The organism is Breoghania corrubedonensis, assembly GCF_003053845.1.
Classification (GTDB): Bacteria; Pseudomonadota; Alphaproteobacteria; order Rhizobiales; family Stappiaceae; genus Breoghania; species Breoghania corrubedonensis.
The window spans coordinates 1615544-1633355 of the sequence record NZ_QAYG01000001.1 but is presented as its reverse complement, the minus strand read 5'-3'; the positions used below and the strand labels follow the sequence as shown (position 1 = coordinate 1633355).

Genomic DNA, 17812 nt, shown 5'->3' with positions numbered 1-17812 from the left:
CACGGGCCCGATCGACAGGCCCGGCGCAAATGATCCAAGGAAGCATCATGACGTCCGCCATCGAGATCGACCTCGTCTCCGATACCACCACACGCCCCAGCGCCGACATGCTGACGCGCATGGCCTCCGCCCCCGTTGGGGACGAGCAGAAGAACGAGGATCCGACCACCCTCGCGCTCAACGAGGAAGTGGCCGGGCTTCTGGGCATGGAGGCGGCCGTGTTCCTGCCATCGGGCACCATGTGCAACCAGATCTCATTCCTCGTGCATTGTCGGCCGGGCGACGAGATCATTGCCGCCGAAAACGCCCATGTGGTCGCCTCTGAGGGCGCCGGGGCGGCGGCGCTGGCTGGCGCGCAGATGCGACCGATCGCGACGCCGACGGGCATATTCGAGGCAGCCGACGTGCTGGCCGCACTGCGCGCTCCGCGCATGCGCAGCCCGCGCTCCAGTGTGGTCTCGGTGGAGCAGACGTCCAATCGCGGCGGCGGTCTGGTGTGGCCGGTCGAAACCCTCGCGGCCCTCGTCGAAGCCGCCCACGCAAACGGCCTTGCCGCCCACATGGATGGCGCGCGCCTCATGAATGCGGCCGTAGCTGCGGACACACCTGCGAAAACCTTTGCTCGGGGCTTCGACAGCGCCTGGATCGACCTGTCCAAAGGTCTCGGCTGCCCGGTCGGCGCGGTTCTCGCGGGATCTAAGGATTTCATCGCGGCGGCGTGGGGCTGGAAGCACCGGCTTGGCGGGGCGCTGCGGCAGTCGGGCGTGCTGGCGGCCGCCGGTCTCTATGCGCTTGAGCACAATGTCGAGCGGATGGCCGAAGACCACGCCAATGCGAAGCTTTTCGCCGACCTGGTGACCGGGTTGCCGCACGTCACCGTCTCTCCGCGCGAAGTGATGACCAACATCCTGTTCCTGGAACTCGACGGCCCGCTGACCTCCGGCGAGATCGTCAAGGCGCTTGCCGAACGCGGCGTGCGCATCGGTGCGGAATCGGACAAGCGCATGCGCGTCGTCACCCACCTCGATGCCAGCGAGGCGGACGTGCGCAAGGCCGCTGAGGTATTCACCCGTGTGATCGAGGGGCTTGTCTGAAACCTCAAGCGGCGCGAAATCACGGCAAGTCCTGAGCTGAAACGGTTATCGGTGCGGAGCCCGGTCGTTCGCGCGAGAGCGATATCAGGAAACGCTCTCGCGCACGAAGGCGGCAATGTCGGACGCGGGCCGTGCCCCGGTCAGACGGGCGACCTCCCGGCCTCGATGCCACAGGATGAGGAGCGGAATGCCCCGGATCCCGAGCCGCTGCGAAACGGCGGGAAAGTCTTCCGTGTTGATCTTTGCAAACCGCACCTGGGGTCCGACGGCCTGAGCCGCCTTGGCGAATTCCGGCGCCATCATCCGGCATGGACCGCACCAGGGCGCCCAATAGTCGACGACGAGAGGCAATTCATCGGTCCGTGTGGCCTTGTCGTGCGCGCGCGCGTCCAACTCCAGCACCTTGCCTGAGGCCAGCCGCGCGCCGCAGGTCCCGCACTTGGGACCAGCAGCGAGCCGGGCGAGCGGAATCCGGTTGGTCTGCCCGCACTCGGCGCATACCAGTTTGACCGCGTCTTCCATTGGGACCCCCAATAATATTCACATCCACGAATATCTAGAGATCGCCGGGCGCCCGTACAAGGCCTGCCGGCGCGCTTGTGCCACCCTCCACGCCGCCGAAATTCGGGGCACGGCGAAGAAGGCGGCCACGCGGCATCTCGGCCCTCTCAGGCGTTTCTGACACCGAGGCGCGACGGTTTCTCTTCCGTTTTGCCGGCGAAATAGTTCGCGATCAGCGCACCCGATATATTGTGCCAAACGCTGAAGATCGCGCTTGGCACGGCCGCGGCCGGCGAGAAGTGAGCGCTGGCAAGCGCCGCGCCCAGGCCTGAGTTCTGCATTCCGACCTCGATCGCGATCGCCTTGCGCTTGGCGAGAGACAACCCGAAGGTGCGCGCCGCAAAGAAACCGAGCATGTAGCCAAGGCCGTTGTGCAGCACCACGACCGCAAAGATCATCAATCCGGATTCCACGATCTTGCCCTTGGAGACGGCAACAACGGCGGCGACGATCAGCACGATGCCCGCGACGCTGACCAGCGGCAGCGCCGGAACGGCAGCAGCGACCAGCCTCGGCGCAAGCTTTTGCAGGATGAAGCCCAGCGCCAGCGGCGCCAGCACGATCTTGACGATCGACAGGAACATGGCCCCGGCATCCACCGGCAGGTACTGGCTGGCGAACGTGTAGACGAGGAACGGCGTCACGAAGGGAGCGAGCACCGTCGTCACGCTGGTGCATGCGACGGAAAGCGCGAGATCTCCCTTGGAGAGATAGGTCATGACGTTCGACGACGTGCCACCCGGGCAACAGCCGACGAGAATGACCCCGGCGGCGACTTCCGGGCTCATCGGGATGACGCTCGTCAGCGCCACCGCGATGAGCGGCATGATCAGGAATTGCGAGACGACACCAATGCCGACCTCGAAGGGCCGGCGCAGGACCTCGGCGAAATCGCGGCCCGAAAGCGTCAGGCCCATGCCGAACATGATGAGCGCCAGCAACGGCACGATCCAGGGTACCAGAAGCTTGAAGAGGTCGGGCAGAAAGAAGCCGAGCAAGGCGAACAGAATGGTCCAGAGTGCAAAGGTTCGCCCGACGAAGGCGGAGATGGAAGCCAGGATTTTCACACGGAAATCCTCCCGATGACTTTTCTTGATGAATGGAAACGAAAGCCCACCACGATGCGCAGTCGATTGAACCGGCCCCCGGATCAGCAGTCGTGGATCACAGGATTTTCGGTATAGACGAACTAATCACTCGTGTTTAGGGGGCATTTTGTAAAGATCGACAATATCGCGGGGATGAAATGGTGTTTTTGGTCGCACCCAGTCAATTCCTTACCGTTATTTCTGCTTGACGGCGTCGCGCGCCGCGCGCGCCAAGCGTTCGCACGTCATGTGTCTGCGCAACTGCCAATTCCGTAGTCTCTTTCGGGCACTGCCTTCATTTTGAGCAATCGCGCAGTTTCCCCTTATGCGAATTTTAACGATGAAAACGTTAGGCAAGATACCATGAGCGGGCCAACGGCCTTGGCGAGGCAAGTGCGATGCGTCGAATTCGTCTGAGACCAGAGATACCAGGCGGGCCGGGCCTGGTGGCCGCAACCTGCCTGGTAACGGCGCCCCTTTGGGCTGCGGCTGCAAACGCGGCCGCTACGGCGCCCGGCCCTGCCATGTCATCGGCCGCGTCCGGACCTGGCGATCTCAACGACCTTGTCGATCGTGTCACCCGGCTGGAAGCCTACAGCCGTCACCTCGACTTCATCTGGCTGCTGATCGCAGCCGCTCTCGTCTTGTTGATGCAGGTCGGCTTCATGCTGCTGGAAGCCGGCATGGTGCGGTCCAAGAACTCGGTCAACGTCGCCCAGAAGAACATGCTCGACTTCGTGTTCTCGGTGATCATGTTCGCCGCCGTGGGGTTCATGTTCGCCTTTGGCGCGAGCAACGGCCACTGGCTGGGCATCGATTACCGCTTCTTCATGCTGCACGGGCTCGATGAGTGGGGCCTCGGCTTCTTCGCCTTTCAGGTGATGTTCTGCGGCACGGCGGCGACGATCGTTTCCGGAGCGGTGGCCGAACGCATGCCGCTGACCGCCTATATTCTCTGTTCGATGCTGATTGCCGGCCTCGTCTATCCCATCTTCGTGCACTGGGCCTGGGGCGGCGCGCTTATCGCGAACGCCTCCGCCTTTCTGGGCAATATGGGCTTCATCGACTTCGCCGGATCCACGGTGGTGCATTCCACAGGCGCATGGATCGCGCTGGCCGCCTGCATCGTCATCGGCCCGCGCATCGGACGATTTGCGGCGGACGGCTCCCCGATCCGCATCCAGGGTCACAGCCCCGTTCTGGCCACCGCCGGCGCCTTCCTGCTTTTCGTCGGCTGGATCGGCTTCAACGGCGGCTCAACGGCGGCGGCTGTTCCCGCGATCGCGCATATCATCGCCAATACGGTCCTCGCGGCCGGTACGGGTGGTGTGGCGGGATATCTGGAAGGACAGCGCCAGGACGGGCTCATCTATCCCGAAAAGGCCTTTTCCGGCATGGTCGGCGGGTTGGTGGCGGTCACCGCCGGTTGCATGGTGCTCACGCCCGCCGGCGCGCTTCTCGTCGGTGCTCTTGGCGGGTTTGCGGCCGTCTGGGCAAACAGGTTCATGGAGACGCGGCTGAAGATCGACGACGCCGTCGGTGCGGTTGGCGTCCATGGCGCGGCCGGCGTGGTGGGAACGCTGGCGCCGGCGATCCTGGCTCCGGTCGCCAACCTTCCCGCAGGTTCCCGGCTGGACCAGCTCGGCGTTCAGGCGCTGGGGGTGGGGATCAACTTCACCTGGGCCTTCAGTATCGGCCTGGTCTTCTTCTGGGCGCTCGGAAAAGTCATGCGTGTGCGTGTCGATGACGCCGGCGAGATCAAGGGGCTCAACGAAGCCGAACACAATACCCGCTTCGGCATCGGCCACGTGGAGGAAGCCTACTCCCAGTTGATCGGCGGCACGACCGACTTGTCGCTTCGCCTGCCGGTCATTCCCGGCGACGAGGCGGAACGTCTGTCGGCACTCTTCAACCAGCTCATGGATTCCATCCAGAACGAAGAACTCGCGCGCAACTACGCGGTCGAGAAGAAGCGTTCCCAGGAAGAAGCCGAACGCTTGACTGCGCTTGCCAATTCCACTTTCGAGGCCATTGTCATCACCATCGATGACAAGGTCGTCGATGGCAACGCGGCGCTGGAAGAGCTGCTCGGCCACCCCCTCGAAAGCCTGAAGGGTGTTGGCGCACAGACCCTTTTCCTGTCGGTGCAGGGCGACGAGGAACCCGCTTCCGCAGAAGAGGCAGGCAGCCCTCGCGAAATGTTGGCAGTCAATGCCGACGGCCAGCGCATTCCGGTCGAAGTGCGCACCCGCGAGATCGTCTATCGCGGCGAGCACACGCGCGTTTCCGCGGTGGTCGACCTTCGCGAACGCAAGAAGGCGGAGGAGCGCATCCGCCATCTCGCCCAGCACGATCCCCTGACGGACCTGCCCAACCGTGCGGTCTTCACCGACCGCCTGGAAGCGCGGCTGGCTACGCTGGACAATACCGCGAGCCTGACCGCTGTGCTTCTTGTCGACCTCGACCGCTTCAAGGACATCAACGACCTGCACGGGCATCCGGTCGGCGACACGGTCATCCAGGTCACCGCCGAACGCATGCGCAAGGCGGTGCGCAGCGGCGACACGGTATCGCGGCTCGGCGGCGACGAATTCGCCGTGATCCAGGCCGATATCGGCTTCGCCAATCAGGCCGCCGACCTCGCCCACCGTCTGTTGCAGATCCTGGCCAAGCCGATCGATTGCGGCAACGGGCTCGTCGTCCGCGCCGGCGCCAGCATCGGTGTCGCTGTTGCCCCCACCAACGGCAGAACCGGAGACACCCTGATCTCGCGCGCCGACACAGCCCTCTACAAGGCGAAGAGTATGGGCAGGGGCGCCTATTGTACCTTCGAGGAGGGCATGGACGCCGCGATGAAGGTGCGCCGGGAGCTGGAGGCCGATCTCGCTGTCGCCATCGAGCGCGACGAGTTCGAACTGTACTTCCAGCCCCGCATGGCGGTCGCTGACGGCTCCCTCGCCGGCTATGAGGCCCTGATCCGCTGGCACCACCCGACCCGGGGGCTCGTGAGCCCGACGGATTTCATCCCTGTCGCGGAGCATTCCGGCCAGATCGTGCAGATCGGAAAATGGGTGCTGATCAACGCCTGCCGGATCACCAAGCAGGATTTCGGCGAACGGCATGTGTCGGTCAACGTCTCCCCTCTGCAGTTCCGCGACAAGGCCTTCGTCGATACGGTCGAGGAGGCGTTGAAAGGCAGCGGACTGGATGCGGAGAAGCTTGAAATCGAAATCACGGAGAATGTCGTCATTGATGACGACGCCCGCGCACTCACCATCCTGAAGGCGTTGAAGCGGCTTGGCGTGCGGATCGCGCTTGACGATTTCGGCACCGGCTATTCCGCACTCGGCTATCTGAGCCGCTTCCCCTTCGACGCCATCAAGATCGATCGTTCCTTCATCGCCGGGCTTCAGACCAGCGACAACGCCATGGCGATTGTGCAGACCATCCTCAAACTGGGCAGAGCGCTCGGCATGCGGCTGGTGGCGGAGGGAGTGGAAACGAGTTCGCAGCTTCGCCTTCTGGTCGCCGAAGGCTGCGACGAGGTGCAGGGCTACCTGATCGGCAAACCGACGCCCAGAAAGATCGTCCCCACCGGTGCCCCGCCCATCGCCCTCAAGACGGTTGCGGCAGCCTCCGCGGGAACCAAGGAGATCCGCCGCTTGAGCGAACTGGCGGAACAGATGCGCGACGTTCCCCTGACTGCGGACGATGACGTCACCGCGAAGAAATGACCGCCCGGTGCGCCCTGGCGGACGGCATGGCCCTCGTCTCCCGGTCGAGCCGTGGCTCGGCTCCCGCGTCTTGCCCCTGCCTTGCCGGCGGGACTCGCGCGTTTGACGACCTCATGCGCCGATTGACATGAAACATGAATCATGCGTCATATAATTGCTCGAAGCGCGTGATGTGACGTCCTGGGAGGTTTCGGTCGGCCAACCCGCAGTGGCCTGACGGGAACCCACTGAGGAAAACGGTCTGGACGCGCTCCGCCTGCGGAGGGGGAAGTGGAAGAGGAGCCATTTCCGCACAAGGGAAAGACGAGTACCGACGGCGCCCGATGACGGCAAACACCGCATCCCCACTGCCGCGACGACCGGGAGGAGACAGGTCATGAACCGTGCATTCAATTGGGCCGGCCGTCGCGCCGGCTTGGCCGCCAGCATGGCAGCCGGCATCGCCCTTCTTGCCGCCGGCATCGCCCCGGCAGCGGCCGAGGACATCACCATCGCCCATGTCTACGGCAAGACCGGCGCGCTGGAGGCCTATGCCAAGCAGTCCCATACCGGGCTGATGATGGGCCTCGAATACGCCACCGACGGCAGCATGGAGGTCGATGGCAACAAGCTCGTCGTCATCGAAAAGGACACCCAGCTGAAGCCCGACGTCGGCCGCGCCGCGCTGGCCGAAGCCTATGGTGACGACGATGCCGCCATCGCGGTCGGCCCGGTATCTTCCGGCGTCGCGCTCGCCATGCTTCCGGTCGCCGAGGAATACGGCAAGATCCTGCTGGTGGAACCGGCGGTGGCCGACAGCATCACCGGCGAGAACTGGAACCGCTACATCTTCCGCACGGGCCGCAATTCCTCGCAGGACGCGGTCGCCAACGCCGTCGCGCTCGGCAAGCCCGGCGTGAAGATCGCGACGCTCGCCCAGGACTACGCCTTCGGCCGCGACGGCGTCGCCGCATTCAAGCAGGCGCTGAAGGGAACCGGCGCGGAACTGGTGTTCGAGGAATACGCCCCGACCGACACGCAGGATTTTACCGCCTCCGCCCAGCGCATCTTCGATGCCCTGAAGGGTGAGAAGGGCCGCAAGTTCCTGTTCGTGATCTGGGCCGGCGGCAACAACCCGATCGGCAAGATCAAGGCGATGGACCCCGACCGCCTCGGCATCGAGATCGCCACGGGCGGCAACATCCTGGCCGCCATGAAGGCCTACAAGGCGCTGCCCGGCATGGAAGGCGCGACCTACTACTATTACGACATCCCCAAAAACCCGGTGAACGACTGGCTGGTGACCGAGCACGAGAAGCGCTTCGGCACTCCGCCCGACTTCTTCACCGCCGGCGGCATGGCGGCGGGCATGGCGATCGTCGAGGCCTTGAAGAAGACCGGTGGCTCCACCGACACCGAGGACCTGATCGCCGCGATGGAAGGCATGGAGTGGCAGACGCCGAAGGGCAAGATGGTTTTCCGCAAGGAAGATCACCAGGCGCTGCAGTCCATGTACCACTTCAAGATCAAGGTTGATCCGAACCTGGAATGGGGCGTTCCCGAACTCGTCAGGGAACTGAAGATCGACGACATGGACATTCCGATCCACAACCAGTGAGCGGAGGGATCGGGGGCGCGCGCGTGCGTCCCCCAAATCCCTCATCCCGGGCGCGAAGCGAAGCGGAGACGACCCGGGATCCAGCGTAATGAGTAGCGCGAAGCGCTGCTTTCGCAGGAAAACCCGCCTTCCTCACTAGACCCTATTGAGGCGCTTCGCGCCGCTTGGTCGCTGGATCCCGGATCTGCACTCGGCTTCGCCTCGCTTGTCCGGGATGACGAGGAACCGACACGCCGCGCAATCCTTGCGGTGGGTTTTCCATCATCGCCCACCCGAAGAACACCGGATCGCCCATGACCAGCGAACATCCCGTCCTTGAGACCCGCGACCTGACCATCCGCTTCGGCGGCCACGTCGCCGTGGATGCGGTTTCCTGCGCTTTCCAGCGCGGCACGACGACCGCCATCGTGGGCCCGAACGGCGCCGGCAAGACCACCTATTTCAACCTGATCTCCGGTCAGCTCACCGCGACATCGGGAAAGGTGCTGCTGAACGGCGAGGATCTGTCGGGTCTCTCGGTTGCGGCCCGCACCGATCGGGGCATCGGCCGCGCCTTCCAGCTGACCAACCTGTTTCCAAGCCTCACGGTGCGCGAGAACGTCCGCCTTGTCGCGCAGGCCCGGGCACGGCGCGGCTACGATCTCTTTTCCGTCGCGTCCTCGCATGTCGAACTGATCGAGCGCGCCGAACACGTTCTGGCCGAGGTCCGGCTCATTGAAAAGGCCGACCAGACCGTCGCGGCGCTTTCCCATGGCGACCAGCGGAAACTGGAAGTCGCGATGCTGATCGCGCTGCAGCCGCAGGTTCTCATGTTCGACGAGCCGACCGCCGGCATGAGCGTCGACGAGGTGCCCGTCGTGCTCGACCTCATCGCGGGGCTGAAGCGCGACACGGACCGTTCGATCCTGCTGGTGGAGCACAAGATGGACGTGATCCGCTCGCTCGCAGACCGCATCATCGTGCTGCACAACGGGGCGCTGGTGGCCGACGGGGAGCCCGCCGAAGTCATCGCTTCGCCGATCGTGCAACAGGCCTATCTCGGCCGCGAGCCGGAAGAGGAGACTGTCGATGCCTGAAGCGCTCCTGACGCTCGACGGCGTCCATACCCATATCGGGCCCTACCACATCCTGCACGGTGTCGACCTCGAGGTGCCGGCCGGCGGCGTCGCCATGCTGCTCGGCCGCAACGGCGCGGGCAAGACGACGACACTCAGAACCATCATGGGCCTGTGGAAGGCGAGCGCCGGCACGATCCGCTTCCACGGCCGCGATATCGCCGGGCTCGACACGCCGGCCATCGCCAAACTCGGCATCGCCTTCGTTCCCGAGGACATGGGCATCTTCACCGACCTGACGGTTCAGGAGAACATGATGCTCGCCGCCCGTTCCGGTGCGCCGGACCGCCCGCGCCTCAACTGGATCTGCGATCTCTTTCCCCCGCTCAGAACCTTCTGGCATTCGCCGGCCGGCACCCTGTCGGGCGGACAGAAGCAGATGCTTTCCGTCGCCCGCGCCATCATCGAGCCGCGCGCGCTGATCCTGATCGACGAACCGACCAAGGGGCTGGCGCCGGCCATCATCAAGGCGATGACGGCGGCGCTCCGGCAGTTGAAGGAAACCGACACCACGATCCTGCTGGTGGAGCAGAACTTCTCCATGGCGCGCGCACTCGGCGACACCGTGGCGGTGATGGACGACGGTCGCATCATTCATGAAGGCGACATGGCGGACCTGAGCGCCGACGCGGGCCTGCAGGAGAGGCTGATGGGATTGAGCCTGGAGGCGCATCAATGAGCGACGAACGCATCCGCCCGCGCTTCGACGAACTGTCGTTTTCGCAAAGGCTCGGCGAACACGCCCCACTGCTGCTGGCCCCGGTTCTGGCGGTTCTCGGCCTCATCGCCATTGGCGATCCCACGACCTGGCTGACGCTCACAGTGGCCGGCCTCGCGATGGGGCTGATGATCTTCATCATGGCCTCGGGGCTGACCATCGTCTTCGGCCTGATGGACGTGATCAATTTCGGCCACGGCGCTTTCGTCGCCGTCGGCGCCTTCGTCGGCGTGACGGTGCTCAGCCTCCTTTCGGGCTGGACCGGTACGCCCGACATCGTGATGAACATCTCCGCCATTCTCCTCGCCATCCTGGCGGCGATGATCGCCACCGGCGCGATGGGCTGGCTGTTCGAACGCGTCATCGTCATGCCGGTCTACGGCTTCCACCTGAAGCAGATCCTGGTCACCATGGGCGGGCTCATCGTCACCGAGCAGTTGATCCACGTGATCTGGGGACCTGACGCGCTCCATATCGCCCGGCCCGAAACGCTTCAGGGCTCCGTCATCGTCTTCGGCGCGGCCATCGAGAAATACCGGATCCTGGCGGTCGCCGTCGGCCTCGCGCTGTTTTTCGCCATGCGTCATGTCCTGCGCAAGACGCGGATCGGCCTTCTGGTGCGCGCGGGCGTGGAGAACGGCGAAATGGTGGAGGCGCTCGGCTATCGCATCAAGGCGCTGTTTCTGTGGGTGTTCGTGGCGGGTTCCGCGCTTGCGGGGCTCGGCGGCGTCATGTGGGGGCTCTATCAGGAGACGATCACCGCGCAAATGGGCAGCGAGATCATGGTTCTGGTCTTCGTCGTCGTCATCATCGGCGGGCTCGGCTCGGTCGAGGGCTGCTTCATCGGCGCGCTGCTCGTCGGCCTTCTCGCCAACTATGCCGCCTTCCTCGCCCCCAAGGTCGCGCTCGTCTCCACCATCGCGCTGATGGTGGCGGTGCTGATGTGGCGGCCGCAGGGGCTCTATCCCGTGGTCAAGGCGAAGTGAGGGGCGTCATGCTGGTCAGGATCATTTCCGGCGATATGCCGAGAAGCCGACTGTTGTCGCTGATCGTGCTGGTGATCGGTTTCTCGTTGCTGTTCGCGCCGTTCCTGTTTCCGGGCATCAAGTCGCTCGACACGGCCGCGCGCATCGCCATCTTCATCGTGCTGGTGGCGAGCTACGACCTGCTGCTCGGCTACACCGGCATCGTCTCCTTCGCGCACACCATGTTCTACGGTATCGGCGCCTACGGCACCGCGCTGGCGCTCGACGCGTGGGGTCCGAGCTTCTGGGCAATGGGTCTCGGCACCCTTTTGGGCGCGCTGGTCGCGGCCGTCCTCGCGCTGCTGATCGGGCTCTTTTCACTGCGCGTGCGCGCCATTTTCTTCGCCATGGTGACGCTGGCGATCGCCTCCGCCTTCGCCGTTCTGGTCTCGCAGATGTCCGCCTTCACCGGCGGCGAGGACGGGCTCACCTACCGCATTCCGCGCGAGCTGACCCCGGCGTTCCGGTTGATGACGGACAAGATCCTCGACGTTTCCATCAACGGCCGGCTGCTCGCTTATTACCTCATCTTCTTCTGCGCGCTCGTTCTCTTCCTGGTGCTGCTCAGGATCGTCAATTCACCGTTCGGCACCACGCTGAAGGCAGTGCGCGACAATTCCTTCCGCGCCGAGGCCATCGGCTACCGGGTGATCTGGTACCGGACCGGCGCGACGGTACTCTCGGCCGTTGTCGCAGCGCTCGCCGGCTCCCTGCTCGCCATCTGGCTGCGCTATACCGGGCCCGCGACCACCCTCTCGATGGAGATCATGATCAACATTCTGCTGATGGTCGTCATCGGCGGCATGGGCACCATGTACGGTGCGGTGGTGGGGGCGACGATCTTCATCCTCGCCCAGACCTACCTGCAGGACCTGATGGGCATCGCCTCGAAAGCCACCGATGGCATTCCGCTCCTCTCGGAACTGATCGCCCCGGAACGCTGGTTGTTGTGGCTGGGCGTCCTGTTCATCCTGTCGGTCTATTTCTTTCCCACAGGGATCGTTGGCCGTTTGCGGGGAGAAGTGAAATGAGCAGCCTCCATATTCGCGAAAACGGGGTGAAAAGTCCGCAGATGCTGCCCGTCGTGCTGCTGCACGGCTGGTCGTGCCATGGCGGCTTCTTCGACCGCCAGATTGAGGCGCTGGCCGACGAAACGCTGGTCATCGCCCCGGATATGCCGGGACACGGCAAGACGGGCGACGCCATCGACCTCACCATCGAGGCGGCCGCCGACGCGGTTGCCGCCCTGCTGGAGGAGCGGCGGCTGGACAAGATCGTCCTCGCCGGCTGGTCGATGGGCGCCCATGTCGCCTTCGCGCTGCTCGAGCGCCACGGCGCGGATCGCGTCGCAGCCCTGCTGACCGAGGACATGACGCCGAAGGTGCTGAACGACGAGTACTGGCGGCTCGGCACGCGCAACGGCAACAATGCCGAGCACAATGTGGAAGTACTGGCCGCCATCCGCGCCTATTGGCCGACGGTCGGCGAAAAGGTCGCCGAGGGCATCTTCGCCGAAGGGCTGAAACCCGACCCGGCACTGCTCGCCTATGCCAAGCGCGAGATGCTGGCCGCCGATCCGGCGCTGATCGCCCCGATGTGGGCCTCGCTGACCGAGCAGGATTTCCGCTCCCTGATCGCGAAGATCGAGATCCCGGTCCATCTCGTTTCTGGCAGCCGCAGCGCGCTTTACGGACGCGACGTCGCCGAATGGCAGGCGGCACGGCTGAAAGACGCGACGATCCACGACTTCGCCCGCTCCGGCCATGCGCCGCATCTGGAGGAGGCGGACGCTTTCACCGACGTGCTGCGCCAGCTCTCATCCACCCGCTGAAGCGGGCATACCGCCCTTGCACAGGCTGATCAGTTCCGTTGCCGAGCGGCTCAACCGGCGTTCGCGATGGTGAAGCAGCGAATAGGCGCGCGCCGGCAATTCGTAATTTGCGGCGACGAGATCGCCCTGGCTCAGCAACGGGCCGGCAACGGACGCAGAAACAACCGCGGCACACATTCCCGAACGCGCGGCCGACAGAACCGCTTCGTTGGAGGGAAGCTCCAGAACCACCTGAAGGCTCGCCGCCTCGACCCCGTGCGCGGCGAGGGCCGCCTCGAATTCCGAGCGCGTTCCCGATCCGCGCTCGCGCAGCACCCAGGCGCTGCCGGTCGCAAGATCCTCCGGCGCGACCGCCTGGCCGTCTGCCCAGGGATGGTCGGCGCCGACCACGACGATCAGCGCGTCTTCGGCGATCTTCTCGACGCTGAGGGCGGGAACGTCCACATGACCCTCCACGAAGCCCATATCGGCCTCACCCGCCAGCACGGCTCCGGCGACCGTCGCCGTATTGCCGATCGAGAGGGAAAGCTCGATCCCGGGAAAGCGTGCGTGGAACCGCATCATGAAGGGCGGCAGCCAATATCCGGCGATCGTCTGGCTTGCGGCGACCGTCAACCGGCCGCGCCGAAGTCCGCCCAGTTCCGCAAGCACGAGCTGCGCGCCTTCCGCACGCGCCAGCACCGCCTTGGCCTCGCCCAGAAACAGCCGGCCATTCTCGTTGAGAACAAGTCCGCGCCCCACCCGGTCGAACAGAGTCACCCCGTAATGGCCCTCGAGCGCCCGCAAGGCCGAACTCACCGCTGACGGTGTCAGATGCAACGCCTCCGCCGCCCGCGTCAGGTGTTCGCGTTCGGCCACGGCGACGAAGATGGAAAGCTGCTCGAAGGTCATAGTGCCCCGGTGACAAGCGCGCGGCGATGCCGTCATGCGGCATCGGCATCTCGTCCGCATGCTCGATTGTTCGATTTTCTTGAAACAAATATCCAATATTATCCGATGGAGTAAAATGAATTTCCATGCGAGCGTCCACACCTCTCCTCCCAACGGTAACCGCTCATGGACCTCCCCCGCTTCTTCGTTCGGGCCCTTCCCGGACTTCTCCTCACTCTCGCCGTCACCGTCGCAGCTTTTCTCCTCGACCGTCTGGAGGTCCTCGTCTTCGGGCGCGACTGGCTTGAAACCCTCGTTCTGGCCATTCTGCTGGGCGCCCTCGTGCGCTCCACGCTGACCTTTCATGCGATGTTCCGCCCCGGCGTGGATTTCGCCGCCAAACAGGTTCTCGAGGCGGCAATCGTGCTGCTGGGCGGGACGATCAGTCTCGGCGCCATCCAGGCGGCCGGCCCCGCGCTTGTCGGCGGTATCGCCTGCATCGTCGTGCTGACCATCGCCGCCGGCTATTTCATCGGCCGCACGCTGGGCCTGCCCCGCCGGCTGGCAACGCTGGTGGCCTGCGGCAACGCGATCTGCGGCAATTCCGCGATCGCCGCGACCGCGCCCGTGATCAAGGCCGAAGGCGACGATGTCGCCTCCTCCATCGCCTTTACAGCCGTGCTCGGCATCGCCGTCGTCCTGATCCTGCCTGTGATCGGCGCGGCCCTCGGCATGAGCCAGACGCGCTACGGCGTTCTCGCCGGCCTCACGGTCTATGCCGTTCCGCAGGTTCTGGCGGCCACCGCCCCCGTCGGCCTTGTTGCAACACAGGTCGGTACGCTGGTGAAAGTGGTGCGTGTCCTGATGTTGGGTCCGGTCATCTTCACGCTCGGCATGTTGCCGGGAAACCGGGAAAGCGGCGCGGGGCTCAACAAGCTGGTGCCGTGGTTCATTGTCGGCTTTCTGATCATGATGACCGTGCGCTCGGCGGGTCTCATGCCGGAAACGCTGATCACGCCGCTGACGAAGACCTCCGGCATCCTGACCATCATCTCGATGGCCGCTCTCGGTCTGACCGTGGATATCCGCTCGCTCGCCAATGCCGGCCTGCGCGTCATGAGCGCGGCGGTCATGTCGCTGCTCGTCCTGGCCACCCTGGCCGCGATCCTGCTGAACGTTCTGGCGATCCAGTAGGCGGGAGCAAAAGAATGGCCGGGGCGGGCGATCCTTCGATTGCCCGCCGGACCGGGTCGTTCAGCGCTCGACCCGCCGCGCCCTCGTTTCCATGGCCAGAAAGTCTTCCATCCGCTCCAGTGCGCGGGCGATGTTCTCGCGCGAATTGGCATACGAGACGCGCACATACCCCTCGCCCAGCGTGCCGAAATCCGGCCCGCCGATGAGCGCCACGCCCACCTCCTCCAGAAGCGCGGAGGCCAACGCCTTGGCCTTCCAGCCCGTCGCCGCGATATTGGGAAAGGCATAGAAGGCGCCCTTCGGCATGATGCACGACACATCGGGTATGGCGTTGAGGCCATCGACCACCAGCTTGCGCCGGGCGTCGAATTCCGCAACCATTTCGCCAACCGCGTCCTGCGGGCCGGTCAATGCCGCAAGCCCCGCATATTGCGCTGGCGCGTTGACGCAGGACCAGGCGTTGACCGCCAGCTTGCGCACCTTGTCGTAGAGCGCATCAGGCCACACGGAATAGCCCAGCCGCCAGCCCGTCATCGCATAGGTCTTCGACCAGCCGTCGAGCAGGATCAGCCGATCGCGGATTTCCGGGAATGTGAGCAACGAGACGTGTTCCTCACCGTCATAGGTCATCTGACCATAGATCTCGTCGGACAGGATCGCGACGTGCGGATGACGCTGAAGGCCCGCGACAAGCGTGTCCATCTCGGACCGTGGCGTGACGCCGCCGCACGGATTAGCCGGGGAATTGACAATGACGAGCCGTGTCTTCGCCGTGATGAGGCCCAGCAGCTCGTCGGCGGAGAACGCAAAGGCGTTCTCCTCACGGATCGGCACGGGAACGGGTGTCGCTCCGGTGAACTCGATCATCGAGCGGTAGATCGGGAAGCCCGGATCGGGATAGAGGATCTCCGCTCCCGGCTCTCCGAACATCGCGATCGCGGCGAACATCGTCACCTTGCCGCCCGGCACGATGATGACGTTTTCCGGCGAGACCTCCGCCCCGGCGCGCTTCAGGAGATCGGCCGCGACCGCTTCGCGCAGCGGCGCGATCCCGGTTGCCGGGGTGTAGCCATGGTGCCCGTCCCTCAGCGCCTTCACCGCGGCTTCGACGATATGCGGCGGCGTCGCGAAATCCGGCTGACCGATCCCCAGATTGATGATGTCGCGGCCTCTGGCACCCAGTTCGGTGGCCCGAGCCAGCACGGCAAAAGCGTTTTCCTCGCCGATCCGGTCGAAGCCTGAAATCGTGGTGAGCATGCGCCATTCTCCCCCTCAGCCCGCCAGGGTGTGGACCCGGATCAGGCTCCTCGTCGCGCGCCCAATGCCTCGCGCACGGATTGTCCTCGTGTCGCGTTGGCCGCAGGCCCGCACGTCAGGCGATCTGCCGAAGTATCTCAACCTCTTCCGGCTCCGGCCGGTGCCCCTTCAGATAGAGGGCGCAGGAGGTGCGCAACATGGAGGCGAAATTGGGGATCGTGCCGTTGATCTCGATCGCCTCGTCATAGAGCTGCGACAGGAATTTCGGCGTTGTCAGGCCCTGGCCGGCGGCAATCTCGTCGAGAAGCGCCCAGAAGGTCGCCTCGAGCTGGATCGACGTGGAATGACCCGCGATGCGGACCGACCGGTTGATCTGCTTGTAGCCGGCGGGATCCTGTCCGGCAAATACCCTGCACATGTGTCTTTTCTCCCTGAGCCCACGGATTCTTGCGCCGCAGCCGCCCCAAGTATTCGTGCTCGAACGCGCCGGCGCAAGCGTGCTTTCGGGCAAGAAGAGCGCGGCCGGCGGCCAACGCCCAACCGACGCGCCCGGCGTGGTAGTCAACTGCCACCACTTTTCCCCGATGCTGATCATACTTGGGGTCGAGCACCCCGGTTTCCGGAGCATCAAGACCAAACGGAGGTATCCGGTGGCAAAAGCCATTCACATGATGATCCGCGCCCTCGACGAGGGCCGTTCTGTCGCCTTCTACAACAAGGCGTTCGGCCTCGGCATCGCGGACCGTTACGATTTCGACGATTTCACTCTTGTCTACCTGCGCAACGCTGAGGCCGATTTCGAGGTCGAGCTGACGATCAACAAGGATCGCGGCGAACCCTACGATCTTGGCGACGGTTACGGCCATATCGCCTTCTGCGTCGAGGATCTCGATGCCGAGCACGCCCGCTTCAAGGCGAATGGCATCGTCCCGCGCGATATCAAGGAACTCCACCACGACGGCGCCCTGATGGCGCGTTTCTTCTTCGTGGAGGACCCGGACGGCTACAAGATCGAAGTACTGCAGCAGCACGGACGATACCGCTGAAACCACCGCCGAGGGCTCTGGGAGGGGCCGTCGGCGGTGTCTTTGAAAATGGGAGGAAAGACAATGCCGACAGTTTATTCCGGCCGGGCCGCGCGCCTGGACGATGATGCGCACATTGATGAACATCGCGGAGCGGCGAACACCGGACTTTCCCGGCGCGCACTCCTGCGCGGCACCGCCGTTACCGGGCTCGGCGCCCTGCTCGTCGTCTCCGGCCGGGCGGTGATCTGCCCGAGCCAGGCCTGGGGACTTGAGACCGCATCGCTGAAGCCGGAGACGATGGCGACGCTCATCCAGATGGCGCGCGACATTTATCCGCACGACCGTATCGCCGACCGCTTCTACGCCATCGCCGTGAAGGATCACGACAAAAAGGCGGCGGAGAATGAAAGCCATCGCGACCTGATCGAAGGTGGCATCGGCGATCTCGATGCGCGCGCGGGCACGGGCGGCTATCGCGGCCTTGGCTGGGAGGAGGAACGCGTCGCCGTTCTCAGCCAGATCGAGGGCACTGCGTTCTTCCAGACCGTGCGCGGCGGTCTCGTCGTCTCTCTCTACAACCAGAAAGAGATCTGGCCGCTCTTCGGTTACGAGGGCGAGTCCTATTCCAAGGGCGGCTACATCCATCGCGGCTTCGACGACATCGACTGGCTGTGAACGCGGCGAAGACCGCGGATCCGAC

16 protein-coding genes are annotated in these 17812 nt (G+C 64.6%); 11 read left to right on the top strand and 5 right to left on the bottom strand.

Translation table 11 applies throughout. The annotated features are described in order from the left end of the window. Window positions 1-47 precede the first annotated feature (47 nt). Window positions 48-1094, top strand: coding sequence for a threonine aldolase family protein (locus C8N35_RS07205; protein WP_107988839.1), 1047 nt, complete (start codon window positions 48-50; stop codon window positions 1092-1094). 84 nt (window positions 1095-1178) lie between these two features. On the opposite strand, the gene trxC is transcribed toward C8N35_RS07205, so the two are convergent. Together trxC and C8N35_RS07195 are read right to left on the bottom strand one after the other, a co-directional pair. Then, the gene (gene trxC, locus C8N35_RS07200) at window positions 1179-1616 is read right to left on the bottom strand and encodes a thioredoxin TrxC (RefSeq protein ID WP_107988838.1); all 438 of its coding nucleotides are present in this window, start codon (window positions 1614-1616) and stop codon (window positions 1179-1181) included. Window positions 1617-1762: 146 nt separating this feature from the next. Beyond that, window positions 1763-2722: a bile acid:sodium symporter family protein gene (locus C8N35_RS07195; RefSeq protein ID WP_107988837.1), complete on the bottom strand. Its 960-nt coding sequence runs from the start codon at window positions 2720-2722 to the stop codon at window positions 1763-1765. 545 nt (window positions 2723-3267) lie between these two features. Here C8N35_RS07195 and amt point away from each other — a divergent pair. The 7 genes from amt to C8N35_RS07160 all read left to right on the top strand — a co-directional run bounded on the left by amt (window position 3268) and on the right by C8N35_RS07160 (window position 12763). Continuing rightward, the gene (gene amt / locus C8N35_RS07190) at window positions 3268-6477 is read left to right on the top strand and encodes an ammonium transporter (protein ID WP_107988836.1); all 3210 of its coding nucleotides are present in this window, start codon (window positions 3268-3270) and stop codon (window positions 6475-6477) included. Window positions 6478-6904: 427 nt separating this feature from the next. Continuing rightward, complete coding sequence (locus tag C8N35_RS07185) at window positions 6905-8074, top strand: substrate-binding domain-containing protein (protein WP_107989149.1); 1170 nt, start codon at window positions 6905-6907, stop codon at window positions 8072-8074. Window positions 8075-8367: 293 nt separating this feature from the next. After that, a complete protein-coding gene (locus C8N35_RS07180) occupies window positions 8368-9150 on the top strand; it encodes an ABC transporter ATP-binding protein (protein ID WP_107988835.1) in 783 nt (260 codons plus the stop codon). Then, the gene (locus C8N35_RS07175; RefSeq protein ID WP_107988834.1) at window positions 9143-9868 is read left to right on the top strand and encodes an ABC transporter ATP-binding protein; all 726 of its coding nucleotides are present in this window, start codon (window positions 9143-9145) and stop codon (window positions 9866-9868) included. The genes C8N35_RS07180 and C8N35_RS07175 overlap by 8 nt, the downstream gene beginning before the upstream one ends. Beyond that, window positions 9865-10893, top strand: coding sequence for a branched-chain amino acid ABC transporter permease (locus C8N35_RS07170; RefSeq protein WP_107988833.1), 1029 nt, complete (start codon window positions 9865-9867; stop codon window positions 10891-10893). Before C8N35_RS07175 ends, C8N35_RS07170 begins: the two co-directional genes overlap by 4 nt. Window positions 10894-10901: 8 nt before the next feature. Then, on the top strand, window positions 10902-11963 hold the full coding sequence (locus C8N35_RS07165) for a branched-chain amino acid ABC transporter permease (protein WP_107988832.1): 1062 nt from the start codon (window positions 10902-10904) through the stop codon (window positions 11961-11963). Beyond that, a complete protein-coding gene (locus tag C8N35_RS07160) occupies window positions 11960-12763 on the top strand; it encodes an alpha/beta fold hydrolase (protein ID WP_210203403.1) in 804 nt (267 codons plus the stop codon). Before C8N35_RS07165 ends, C8N35_RS07160 begins: the two co-directional genes overlap by 4 nt. Here C8N35_RS07160 and C8N35_RS07155 read toward each other — a convergent pair. Beyond that, window positions 12749-13654 (bottom strand): LysR family transcriptional regulator, encoded by a 906-nt coding sequence (locus tag C8N35_RS07155; RefSeq protein WP_107988831.1) that lies wholly within the window; start codon window positions 13652-13654, stop codon window positions 12749-12751. The genes C8N35_RS07160 and C8N35_RS07155 overlap by 15 nt on opposite strands. Window positions 13655-13819: 165 nt before the next feature. Between C8N35_RS07155 and C8N35_RS07150 the strand changes: the two genes are divergently transcribed. Continuing rightward, window positions 13820-14827 (top strand): YeiH family protein, encoded by a 1008-nt coding sequence (locus C8N35_RS07150; protein WP_107988830.1) that lies wholly within the window; start codon window positions 13820-13822, stop codon window positions 14825-14827. A 60-nt stretch (window positions 14828-14887) separates the two neighbouring features. Here C8N35_RS07150 and C8N35_RS07145 read toward each other — a convergent pair whose 3' ends face one another. Both C8N35_RS07145 and C8N35_RS07140 read right to left on the bottom strand, forming a co-directional pair. Then, window positions 14888-16084, bottom strand: a complete 1197-nt coding sequence (locus C8N35_RS07145) for a pyridoxal phosphate-dependent aminotransferase (RefSeq protein WP_107988829.1) — start codon at window positions 16082-16084, stop codon at window positions 14888-14890. A gap of 115 nt (window positions 16085-16199) precedes the next feature. Then, window positions 16200-16502, bottom strand: coding sequence for a ribbon-helix-helix domain-containing protein (locus C8N35_RS07140; RefSeq protein ID WP_107988828.1), 303 nt, complete (start codon window positions 16500-16502; stop codon window positions 16200-16202). 232 nt (window positions 16503-16734) lie between these two features. Here C8N35_RS07140 and C8N35_RS07135 point away from each other — a divergent pair, with 232 nt between their 5' ends. Continuing rightward, window positions 16735-17130, top strand: coding sequence for a VOC family protein (locus C8N35_RS07135; protein ID WP_107989147.1), 396 nt, complete (start codon window positions 16735-16737; stop codon window positions 17128-17130). Window positions 17131-17193: 63 nt separating this feature from the next. Next, the gene (locus C8N35_RS07130; protein ID WP_245926687.1) at window positions 17194-17787 is read left to right on the top strand and encodes a gluconate 2-dehydrogenase subunit 3 family protein; all 594 of its coding nucleotides are present in this window, start codon (window positions 17194-17196) and stop codon (window positions 17785-17787) included. Window positions 17788-17812: the final 25 nt, after the last annotated feature.

What these genes read in the sequence shown, in the direction of transcription:
- C8N35_RS07205 (WP_107988839.1), top strand. Translation starts at nt 48, where the DNA reads ATGACGTCCGCCATCGAGATCGACCTCGTCTCCGATACCACCACACGC.
- trxC (WP_107988838.1), bottom strand. Translation starts at nt 1,616, where the DNA reads ATGGAAGACGCGGTCAAACTGGTATGCGCCGAGTGCGGGCAGACCAAC.
- amt (WP_107988836.1), top strand. Translation starts at nt 3,268, where the DNA reads ATGTCATCGGCCGCGTCCGGACCTGGCGATCTCAACGACCTTGTCGAT.
- C8N35_RS07185 (WP_107989149.1), top strand. Translation starts at nt 6,905, where the DNA reads ATGGCAGCCGGCATCGCCCTTCTTGCCGCCGGCATCGCCCCGGCAGCG.
- C8N35_RS07180 (WP_107988835.1), top strand. Translation starts at nt 8,368, where the DNA reads ATGACCAGCGAACATCCCGTCCTTGAGACCCGCGACCTGACCATCCGC.
- C8N35_RS07175 (WP_107988834.1), top strand. Translation starts at nt 9,143, where the DNA reads ATGCCTGAAGCGCTCCTGACGCTCGACGGCGTCCATACCCATATCGGG.
- C8N35_RS07170 (WP_107988833.1), top strand. Translation starts at nt 9,865, where the DNA reads ATGAGCGACGAACGCATCCGCCCGCGCTTCGACGAACTGTCGTTTTCG.
- C8N35_RS07165 (WP_107988832.1), top strand. Translation starts at nt 10,902, where the DNA reads ATGCTGGTCAGGATCATTTCCGGCGATATGCCGAGAAGCCGACTGTTG.
- C8N35_RS07160 (WP_210203403.1), top strand. Translation starts at nt 11,960, where the DNA reads ATGAGCAGCCTCCATATTCGCGAAAACGGGGTGAAAAGTCCGCAGATG.
- C8N35_RS07155 (WP_107988831.1), bottom strand. Translation starts at nt 13,654, where the DNA reads ATGACCTTCGAGCAGCTTTCCATCTTCGTCGCCGTGGCCGAACGCGAA.
- C8N35_RS07150 (WP_107988830.1), top strand. Translation starts at nt 13,820, where the DNA reads ATGGACCTCCCCCGCTTCTTCGTTCGGGCCCTTCCCGGACTTCTCCTC.
- C8N35_RS07145 (WP_107988829.1), bottom strand. Translation starts at nt 16,084, where the DNA reads ATGCTCACCACGATTTCAGGCTTCGACCGGATCGGCGAGGAAAACGCT.
- C8N35_RS07140 (WP_107988828.1), bottom strand. Translation starts at nt 16,502, where the DNA reads ATGTGCAGGGTATTTGCCGGACAGGATCCCGCCGGCTACAAGCAGATC.
- C8N35_RS07130 (WP_245926687.1), top strand. Translation starts at nt 17,194, where the DNA reads ATGCCGACAGTTTATTCCGGCCGGGCCGCGCGCCTGGACGATGATGCG.